The 9,453-nt window shown below is 60.9% G+C and carries 9 protein-coding genes; 3 read left to right on the forward strand and 6 right to left on the reverse strand.

Annotated features, from left to right (window positions below; all coding sequences use genetic code 11):
* On the forward strand, positions 1-1,689 hold a 1,689-nt coding region (locus tag M3O22_05750), incomplete at its 5' end, for a potassium transporter Kup (protein ID MDP9196254.1).
* Between the two features lie 2 nt (positions 1,690-1,691).
* Here M3O22_05750 and M3O22_05755 read toward each other — a convergent pair.
* From M3O22_05755 to M3O22_05780, 6 genes are all read right to left on the reverse strand, one after another.
* Positions 1,692-2,042 (reverse strand): class I SAM-dependent methyltransferase, encoded by a 351-nt coding sequence (locus M3O22_05755; GenBank protein MDP9196255.1) that lies wholly within the window; start codon positions 2,040-2,042, stop codon positions 1,692-1,694.
* Positions 2,043-2,096: 54 nt separating this feature from the next.
* Entirely contained in the window at positions 2,097-2,510 is a 414-nt protein-coding gene (locus M3O22_05760; GenBank protein ID MDP9196256.1) for a hypothetical protein, read from the reverse strand.
* A gap of 59 nt (positions 2,511-2,569) precedes the next feature.
* Positions 2,570-2,878: a hypothetical protein gene (locus tag M3O22_05765; GenBank protein MDP9196257.1), complete on the reverse strand. Its 309-nt coding sequence runs from the start codon at positions 2,876-2,878 to the stop codon at positions 2,570-2,572.
* 17 nt (positions 2,879-2,895) lie between these two features.
* Positions 2,896-4,272, reverse strand: a complete 1,377-nt coding sequence (locus tag M3O22_05770) for a pyruvate dehydrogenase complex E1 component subunit beta (GenBank protein ID MDP9196258.1) — start codon at positions 4,270-4,272, stop codon at positions 2,896-2,898.
* 18 nt (positions 4,273-4,290) lie between these two features.
* Complete coding sequence (gene pdhA, locus M3O22_05775; GenBank protein ID MDP9196259.1) at positions 4,291-5,226, reverse strand: pyruvate dehydrogenase (acetyl-transferring) E1 component subunit alpha; 936 nt, start codon at positions 5,224-5,226, stop codon at positions 4,291-4,293.
* 290 nt (positions 5,227-5,516) lie between these two features.
* Positions 5,517-6,089: a hypothetical protein gene (locus tag M3O22_05780; protein ID MDP9196260.1), complete on the reverse strand. Its 573-nt coding sequence runs from the start codon at positions 6,087-6,089 to the stop codon at positions 5,517-5,519.
* Positions 6,090-6,248: 159 nt separating this feature from the next.
* Here M3O22_05780 and M3O22_05785 point away from each other — a divergent pair, with 159 nt between their 5' ends.
* Positions 6,249-8,078 (forward strand): extracellular solute-binding protein, encoded by a 1,830-nt coding sequence (locus M3O22_05785; protein ID MDP9196261.1) that lies wholly within the window; start codon positions 6,249-6,251, stop codon positions 8,076-8,078.
* A 3-nt stretch (positions 8,079-8,081) separates the two neighbouring features.
* The gene (locus M3O22_05790) at positions 8,082-9,194 is read left to right on the forward strand and encodes a microcin C ABC transporter permease YejB (GenBank protein ID MDP9196262.1); all 1,113 of its coding nucleotides are present in this window, start codon (positions 8,082-8,084) and stop codon (positions 9,192-9,194) included.
* Positions 9,195-9,453: the final 259 nt, after the last annotated feature.

The following is a 9,453-nucleotide window of genomic DNA, read 5'->3' on the forward strand; positions in this document are numbered from 1 at the left end:
GTGGTGACCCTCAAGTACGTGCTGGTGATCACCCGCGTGGACAACCGGGGGGAGGGGGGCGTTCTGGCCCTGTCCACTCTGGCCTTGCAGGGGACCAGAAGCAATGCCCGGCGCCGTGCTGTGGCCCTGGCTCTGGGCATGACCGGCGTGGCCCTGTTCTATGGTGACGGGCTGATTACTCCGGCCATCTCGGTCCTCAGTGCCGTCGAGGGCCTGAAGGTGGCCACGCCCGTGTTCGATCCCTGGATCCTGCCGGTGTCCGTGGCCATCCTGCTGGGCCTGTTCCTGGTCCAGCGGCGGGGGACGGGCCGGGTGGGCCGGCTCTTCGGCCCGGTCATGGTCCTGTGGTTCCTGGTGATCGGCCTTCTGGGTCTGGTCCAGATTATTCAGGTGCCGCAGGTGCTGGAGGCCCTCAGCCCCCTCCATGCCGTGGCCATGTTCGAGGTTCACGGCCTGAAAGCCTTTATTGCCCTGGGGGCCGTTGTGCTCGCCATTACGGGGGCCGAGGCCCTGTACGCCGATCTGGGCCATTTCGGGCGCGTGCCCATCCGTGTGGTCTGGCTTGGTCTGGTTCTGCCCGCCCTTCTGCTGAACTATTTCGGCCAGGGGGCGCTGCTGCTCTCCGATCCCGCCAGCGCGGCCAATCCCTTCTATTATCTGGCGCCGGAGTGGGGGCTGTATCCCCTGGTGGTCCTGGCAACGGTGGCCACGGTCATTGCCTCGCAGGCTGTCATTACAGGAGCCTTCTCCCTCACCCGCCAGGCCATCCAGATGGGCCTGTTGCCCCGGATGACCATCCGTCATACGTCCGAACAGAGAATCGGTCAGGTGTATATTCCTGCCATCAACTGGATGCTGCTGACAGGCGTTCTGGTTCTGGTGCTCGAATTCCGGTCCTCCACCAGCCTCGCTGCGGCGTATGGTATTGCCGTGACAGGGGTCATGGCTGTAACGACAGCCTTGGCGTTTCTTGTATACCGCCACAAGTCCCGGTGGCCCCTTGCTCCCGCCGCCGTTGTCTTTGGTTTTTTCCTGGTGATCGACCTGGTCTTTTTCGGGTCCGCGGCCCTGAAAATTCCCCAAGGGGGATGGATGCCCCTGCTGGTGGCAGGAGTGCTGTTCATCCTGATGATGGTCTGGCGTCGCGGCCGGCGGATCCTCTCCCGCAAGCTGTACAGCGAGGCGCTGCCCATGGAGATCTTTGTGCGCCGGCTGATAAAAAAGCCCCAGGTGACGGTGCCGGGAACGGCCGTGTTCATGACCGCCAATCCGGATGTGGTGCCCCGGGCCCTGCTGCATAACCTGAAGCACAACAAGGTGCTGCACGAGCGCAACATCCTGATGACGGTGACCACGGCGGAGGTACCCCGCATCCCAGACAGCGAGCGGATCCAGATCCGCCGGATAGATGAGAGATTCCATGCGGTGACGGCCCGCTATGGCTTTGCCGAACAGCCTGACGTGCCGGAGGTTCTGCGCATGTGCGGCCCCCTGGGGCTGGAGACCGACATCATGGAGACATCATTTTTCCTGAACCGCGAAACTCTGGTGCCGACCGCCGATCGCTACATGCCCTTGTGGCAGGACTGGGTGTTCATTTCCATGGCCGCTTTTGCCGCCGATGCTACAGGCTTTTTCCGCATTCCGCAGAACAGGGTGGTGGAGATGGGGACGCAAATTAACATTTAGGGTCAGGATCCCTGCCTGTGCGCCACGACGGTGGGGAACATGTGCCGGGAGTCGTACAGGAAGACGCAATCCCTGAAACCGGCGTTCTTCAGCTGCTTCCGGGTCTGGTCTTCGGTGCGGAAGTGTTGCCACTGGACCTGGAGGATATCGGCAAAAACGGCTTTCTGTTTTTTCAGGTGTTCTCCATTGGCCAGTGGCCAGGGAGGTGGCACCAGAAAGCTTGTCACCAGCGTACCGCCCGGTTTCAGGACCCTGAAGAACCTGGCGTACAGCTGCACAACCCTGGCATCGTCGGGTTCGTAGATATTCAGGCCGTTGCTGCTTATGGCGTCGTACTGGCGGTCTGTCTCCATCGCCCAGGCGTCCTGCTGGATGAAGGAAGCCGTCTTGCCTTTCTCCTGTGTATTCTATGCGGCCAGCTGCAGGGAGTCCGGATCCGGGTCGATGCCTGTGAGGCTGAGATCCGGGAAGGCCTCATCGTCCAGTCCCAGAAGATCATCCATGAGTCCGCAGGGGACCGAGCACAGGGACGCGCCGGGCCGCAGCGCGGCGTTCAGCTGCTGGCGGAAAATGCCAAAGCGTTCCCGCGTGGCGCAGACCGTGGGTGCCTCATGGACCAGCCACTGTTCCAGTGGATGCTGCGCCAGCTCTGGCCCATGCAGGATCAGCCATGCTGTCCAGTAGCCGTTCAGTCCCCGGCTGCGCAGCAGGAACCGGCCCAGCTCAAATTCCGTCAGCTGGCGCAGGAGATCCAGTTCTTCTTCCAGAAGCAATGCCAGCGTTGCGGCTGATTTCCGCAGGCGATCCTCATGGGCCGCCAAGTCAAAATCCTGATCGCCCCGATGGCTGATGATGGCCTGTGAGGGAGAGGGAATGTCTATCAACCGGGGACAAGGCCTTTCTGCCGGTGGTTCGAGCAGGGCACGCCTCTGGTAAACCAGTCTGCGCATTCGGCAGACATGTTGGCTTTGAGTCTGGCATAGGCCTTTCTTTTGTCTTCCCGTGACGCCCCGTTCAGGCTCTGAATCCAGCCTGTTTTTTCTGCTTTGGAGACAGAAGCGCATTTCAGCGCCTGGCGCAGGGTATTGATATCCAGGACATCGAAACCTGTTACCGGAGGGACTTCTTTTTTTACAGGCCTTGCAGCAGCGGTATCAAAGTGATGATTGCCAATGTGACCCCCTATCATCTTGCTCTCCTTTGTTGCTAACCACACACGCTCTTTGCGGCGTTTACGATGTCATCGGGCTGGACCAGGGCCAGTTTTTCCAGGTTGGCGGCATAGGGCAGCGGCACGTCCTTGCCGTGAACGCGCACCACCGGAGCATCCAGGTAATCGAAGGCCTGTTCCATCATGACGGCGGCCATTTCCGAGCCGATGCCGGCGAACGGCCAGCCTTCCTCGACCGACACCAGGCGGCTGGTTTTCTTCACGCTGTTCACGATTGTGGCGGTATCCAGCGGGCGGATGGTGCGCAGATCGATCACCTCGGCGCTGATGCCCTGTTCGGCCAGTTTCTCTGCAGCAGCGAGGGCATGGCCCACCATGCGCGAGAAGGCGGTGATGGTCACATCGGTACCCTGGCGCAGGATCTTGGCCTTGCCAATGGGCAGAACGAAGTCGGGATCGGTGGGTACGTCAAAGCTCTGCCCATACATGATTTCGTTTTCCAGGAACACGACCGGGTTGGGGTCGCGGATGGCGGCTTTCAGCAGGCCCTTGGCGTCCCCGGCGGACCAGGGCGCGATGACCTTCAGGCCCGGGCAGTGGGCGTACCAGCTGGAGAATTCCTGCGAATGCTGGGCCCCCACGCGGGCCGCTGCGCCGTTGGGGCCGCGGAACACGATGGGGCAGGGCTGCTGGCCGCCGGACATGTACAGGGTCTTGGCGGCGGAGTTGATGATGTGGTCCATCGCCTGCATGGAAAAATTCCAGGTCATGAACTCGATAATGGGTTTCAGGCCATAGAAGGCCGCGCCGGCGCCCAAGCCCGCAAAGCCGTGCTCGGTGATCGGGGCATCGATGACGCGCTTCGGCCCCATGATCTCCAGCATGCCCTGGCTGACCTTGTAGGCGCCGTTGTACTCGCCCACTTCCTCGCCCAGCAGGAAGACTTTATCATCCCGCTTCATTTCCTCGACCATGGCCTCGCGCAGGGCCTCGCGCACGGTTTTCTTTTCGGTCGAGGCATAGAATTTCGCCTCGTCCACATCCACGGGCGCAGAGGGCGCGGGAGCCGCCACAGCAGACTGTGCTTTCGGCGGGGCCTGGGCGGGAGCCGCTTCAGCCTTCTTCGGTGCAGGAGCCGGAGCCGCACCTTTCACGCTGTCCACAGACTCACCCTCGTCGGCCAGAACAGCGATGGGCGTGTTGACTGCTACACCCTCGGTCCCGGCGGGGATCATAATTTTCGCCAGGATACCTTCGTCAACCGCTTCCACTTCCATGGTGGCCTTGTCGGTCTCGATCTCGGCGATCACCTGGCCGGATTTGATTTTATCGCCTTCCTTCTTGTGCCATTTGGCCAGCTTGCCCTCGGTCATCGTGGGCGACAGGGCGGGCATCAGGATATTTGTAGGCATCTGGTGTTTCCTCTGCTCTCAGGCCTCGATCAGCACGTCAGTCCACAGCTCGGACGGATCCGGCTCGGGGCTCTGCTGGGCGAATTCGGCCGAGTCATTGACGATGGCCTTGATCTCTTTTTCCACGGCTTCCAGGGCCGCTTCCGTGGCAATGCCCTTTTCGACGATGTATCTGCGCATCTGTTCGATGGGGTCCTTTTCGCGCCAGGCCTCCACCTCTTCTTTCGTGCGGTACTTGGCCGGGTCGGACATGGAATGACCGCGATAGCGATAGGTCATCATCTCCAGGATGACAGGGCCCTTGCCGGACCGGGCGTGTTCCAGCGCTTCCAGCGCGGCCTCGTACACCGCCAGGGTGTCCATGCCGTCCACGCGCTTTCCGGGAATGCCATAGGGCTCGCCGCGTCTGTACAGATCGCCGGCGGCGATGCGGGCGCAGCTGGTGCCCATGCCGTAGACATTGTTCTCAATGATATAGACCACTGGCAGCTTCCACAGGGCGGCCATGTTGAACGACTCGTACACCTGGCCCTGGTTGGCTGCGCCGTCGCCCATATAGGCCACGCATACCCCACCATCTTGGGTATACTGGTGGGCAAAAGCCAGACCGGTGCCAAGCGATACCTGTGCACCCACAATGCCGTGGCCGCCGAAAAAGCGTTTCTCACGGCTGAACATGTGCATCGAGCCGCCCTTGCCCTTGGAATAGCCGCCAATGCGGCCTGTCAGCTCGGCCATCACGCCGCGGGCGTCCATGTCGCAGGCCAGCATCTGGCCGTGGTCGCGATAGCTGGTGATGACCGTGTCTTTATCCGGGTCCTGCGCGGCCTGCAGGCCCACCACCACGGCTTCCTGGCCGATATACAGGTGGCAGAAACCGCCGATCAGGCCCATGCCATACAGCTGGCCTGCTTTTTCCTCGAACCGGCGAATCAGCACCAGATCCCGGAACATTTTCAGGTATTTTTCGGGGGTCAGACCTTTCTTCCCTTTGGAAGGAACGGGCGCAGCTTTCGCGGCTTTGGGGGTGGCCGAAGTTTTGTTGGCAGGGGACACGGGAGGTTCTCCAGAAGTTTTCCGGTCGCATACTGGTAGCGCCAATGGGCCTTTTTGGCAAGCCAAGGCAATAGTTGCAGGCCGGAAAGCCGCGTCTGGTCTTGCTCTTTTACGCTGGTATGCAGGTTCTGGCGAAGGCCGGGGGCAGCATGTCAACAGAAAGGGTTGAGAAGGTCTGTTGTTGCCGGTTAGGGGGCAAGCCGGGGCTGGTCAGGAGCAGAGGCAGGCACCCGGGGGACCTTTTTGCCCAGAAAACGGATCAGAAGTTCTCCGATATCTGTCCATGGCCTGTGTGAAAGAACGAATCCCGGCCAGATACTCATGGCCTGGAAATTTTTCTGCCCCGTTTGTCCCCGAAGCGCCAGGCACCGGGCATTTTCATCAGGTCCGGGGACTGCCCGGTCCTCTATATCATGTGCGTTTACGGATACAGCGCGTGTGGAAAAGCTTGCCAGAACAAGGGTTTTTTTATAACCGCGGTTTTCAAATTCCTCCAGGATCTTTCTGGCAAGAAGCGCCATTTTTCCGGTGTCAAAGTGGCGTTCCATGGCGTCGCCGAGAGCTTGGAATATCACCAGATTTCCATGAGCAGCTGTGTTTGTCATGTGTTCGCCAGCATATTTCCTGTGATCACTGTCTTCTGCGCCCCTGACAATCTCATCAAACAGGTTGTGGCATATAGATTCTGGACTCACCTCTTCAGTGAAAATCGGGTAGGGAGTCAGAAGATCATCCAGATCCGGAGGCTCTTTTTCAGTCATGGCACAGGCTTTCTGCGGTGATGTTGTCCGGTGAAAGGATGGCAGGGAATTTCTAAAAAAACATTAATGTCTTGCCGTACCACCCGGGTTTCTGCCTTGAAGGAAGGGATAACACGTCCTAATCTGACTGCCTGTGAAAATTCCCGGAGTGCCAGAGGCATGAGATTTTCGCGTATCTGGGCTTTTACAGTCCTGTTCCTGCTGGTGGCGGCGCAGGGTACTCCCGCTGTGGCCTATACGGGTGAAGTAAAGAATGCCCCTGCCATCGCCCTGCATGGCGAGCCGAAATACGGACCGGGTTTTACCCATCTGGATTACGTCAATCCGGACGCGCCCAAAGGGGGAGAGCTGCACCTGGCGGCCCTGGGGACCTTTGATACCCTCAATTCCTGGATCCTGAAGGGCCAGCCTGCCACCGGGTCTGGTCTGGTGGCAGAGACGCTCATGGCCCAGACCGAGGACGAGCCGTTCAGCGAATACGGCCTGATCGCCGAAAGCATTTCCATTCCCGCCGACCAGTCCTGGGTGGAGTTCACCCTGCGGCCCCAGGCCCGGTGGCATGACGGAAAACCCGTCACGGTCGAGGATGTCCTGTGGACCTTCGAAACCCTGAAAGCCCACGGCCATCCGTTCTACCGGTCCTATTACCGGGATGTGAAAAGTGCCGGGAAAAAGGGCGAGCGCAAGGTGCGCTTTCTCTTCACCCGGCCCGGCAACCGGGAGCTTCCCCTGATTGTGGGCCAGATGCCGGTGCTGGCGAAGCACTGGTGGACGGCCAAAGGGCGGGATTTCAGCAAGACCACGCTGGAAACGCCTCTGGGCAGCGGCCCGTACCGTGTCGAAAGAGTCGAACCCGGCCACGGCATTGTCTACCGGAAAGTGGCCGACTGGTGGGGCAAGGACCTGCCCATCAACCGGGGCCGGTACAACTTTGACAGCATTATCTATGACTACTACCGGGACACCACCGTGGCGCTGGAGGCCTTTCTGGCCGGCCGCTATGACTTCCGCCTGGAGAATGTGGCCAAGAACTGGGCGCTGTCCTATGACACTCCGGCTGTGCGCGAGGGCCGGATCGTGCGCCAGGAAATTCCCAGCGGCCTTCCCGCGGGCATGCAGGCCTTTGTCATGAATACCCGGCGGGAGATTTTCAAAGATCCGGAAGTGCGCGAGGCGATTGCCCTGGCGTTCGACTTCGAATGGGGCAACAAGAACGTGGCTTTCGGGGCGTACAGCCGCACCCGCAGCTTCTTCGAGAACTCGGACCTGGCGGCCCGGGGCTTACCCGCTGCCGCCGAGCTGGCCCTGCTGGAACCCTGGAAAGACAAGGTGCCGCCGGAAGTCTTCACGCAGGAATACCAGCCGCCGGTCAGCGACAGCAGCGGTCAGGACCGGGCGCTGCTGCGCCGGGCGCGGGAACTTCTGGAGCAGGCGGGCTGGACGCTGAAAGACGGGGTTCTGGTGAACGGCAAGACCGGCCAGCCTTTCCGGTTCGAGATTGTGGACGAACAGGACATGTTTGACCGCTGGACCCAGCCATTCCTCAAAAACCTGAAGCGCCTCGGGATCGCCGCCACGTTCCGTGTGGTGGATTCGGCCCAGTACCAGAACATCATGGACCGGTTCGACTTTGACATGACCGTGGCCGTGTTTGGCCAGTCCCTGTCGCCGGGGAACGAGCAGACTGATTTCTGGGGATCGTCACGCGCGGACATGGAGGGCAGCCGCAACATCATCGGCGTGAAGGATCCGGCGGTGGACGCGCTGATCGAGAAGATCATCACCGCCCCGGACCGCGAGGCGCTGGTGGCTGCCACCCGCGCCCTGGACCGGGTGCTGTTGTGGAATCACTATGTCATTCCCCAGTGGTATTCGGGCAAGTTCCGGATCGCCTTCCGCAACACCCTGGGTCATCCGCAGACCAGTCCGCCCTATGGCCTGCCGGTGGCGGACACATGGTGGGTAAAGACCGCGCAGGGGAAACAGTAGTCGATGCTCGCCTACATCCTCCGCCGCCTTCTTCTGATGATCCCGACCCTGCTGGGGATCATGGTGGTGAATTTCCTGATTGTCCAGCTGGCTCCCGGTGGACCGGTGGAACAGGTGATTGCCCGCCTGCAGGGCACGGCGGTGGAGGCTACGGCGCGCATGGGCGGCGGGGGCGGGGAGGTGCAGCAGCTGCCCGCGGAGGGTATGCGGTCGGGACAGGAAGCGGGCTCCAGCCGCTATCGCGGTGCCCGGGGCCTGGATCCGGAATTCATCCGGGAGCTGGAGGTGCAGTTCGGGTTCGACAAGCCCCTGCACGAACGCTTTCTGCTCATGATGAAGAACTATCTGGTGTTCGACTTCGGCAAGAGTTATTTCCGTGACCGCAGCGTGGCGGACCTGGTGCTGGACAAGATGCCGGTCTCCATTTCCCTGGGCCTGTGGACTACCCTGCTGGTGTACCTGGTGTCCATTCCGCTGGGCATCGCCAAGGCGGTGCGCGACGGCTCCCGCTTTGACGTATGGAGCAGCGCGGTGGTCATCGTGGGCTATGCCATTCCCGGGTTCCTGTTCGCCATCCTGCTGATCGTCCTGTTCGCCGGCGGGCGCTGGCTTGACTGGTTCCCCCTGCGCGGGCTTGTCTCCGATGACTGGTCTGCCATGCCCTGGTGGCGGCAGGTCCTGGACTATCTGTGGCACATGGCCCTGCCGGTCGCGGCCATGGTGGTGGGTGGCTTTGCCAGCCTGACCATGCTGACCAAGAACTCGTTCCTGGACGAGATCCGCAAACAGTACGTTCTGACAGCCCGCGCAAAGGGCCTGTCACAGCGGCGGGTGCTGTACGGCCACGTGTTCCGCAACGCCATGCTGATCGTCATCGCCGGATTTCCGGGGGCTTTCATCGGGATGTTTTTCACCGGATCCCTGATGATCGAGCAGATCTTCTCCCTCGACGGCCTTGGCCTGCTGGGGTACGAGTCCGCCTTTAACCGCGACTATCCCGTGGTGTTCGGCACCCTGTACTTTTTCACCCTCATGGGCATGGTGCTGCGCCTGGTCTCCGATCTCGCCTATACGCTGGTGGACCCGCGCATATCTTTTGACTCGCGGGAGGGATAGGGGGATGGCTGGCTGGTACCCGCATAATAAAAAGCTGTCATCCCGGACAAGCGCAGCGCGATCCGGGATCCAGCCCCTGTTTCAGAAAATTCCCTGTCATCCTGAGCGAAGCGAAGGATCCTTCTTCACAAAACAGCAGATCCTTCAGTCGCTATCGCTCCTTCAGGATGACAAGGACAGGAGTTGGCCAGATGGCACCTCCTGAAGCCCGCACCCGCCTCTCTCCCATCACCCGCCGCAGGCTGGCCGGGTTCCAGGC

It is taken from the genome of Pseudomonadota bacterium, from assembly GCA_030775045.1.
GTDB lineage: Bacteria > Pseudomonadota > Alphaproteobacteria > JALYJY01 > JALYJY01 > JALYJY01.

Coding starts and splice junctions, on each gene's coding strand:
- M3O22_05780 (MDP9196260.1), bottom strand. CDS start 6,089: ATGACTGAAAAAGAGCCTCCGGATCTGGATGATCTTCTGACTCCCTAC.
- M3O22_05765 (MDP9196257.1), bottom strand. CDS start 2,878: ATGATAGGGGGTCACATTGGCAATCATCACTTTGATACCGCTGCTGCA.
- M3O22_05785 (MDP9196261.1), top strand. CDS start 6,249: ATGAGATTTTCGCGTATCTGGGCTTTTACAGTCCTGTTCCTGCTGGTG.
- M3O22_05770 (MDP9196258.1), bottom strand. CDS start 4,272: ATGCCTACAAATATCCTGATGCCCGCCCTGTCGCCCACGATGACCGAG.
- pdhA (MDP9196259.1), bottom strand. CDS start 5,226: ATGTTCCGGGATCTGGTGCTGATTCGCCGGTTCGAGGAAAAAGCAGGC.
- M3O22_05755 (MDP9196255.1), bottom strand. CDS start 2,042: ATGGAGACAGACCGCCAGTACGACGCCATAAGCAGCAACGGCCTGAAT.
- M3O22_05790 (MDP9196262.1), top strand. CDS start 8,082: ATGCTCGCCTACATCCTCCGCCGCCTTCTTCTGATGATCCCGACCCTG.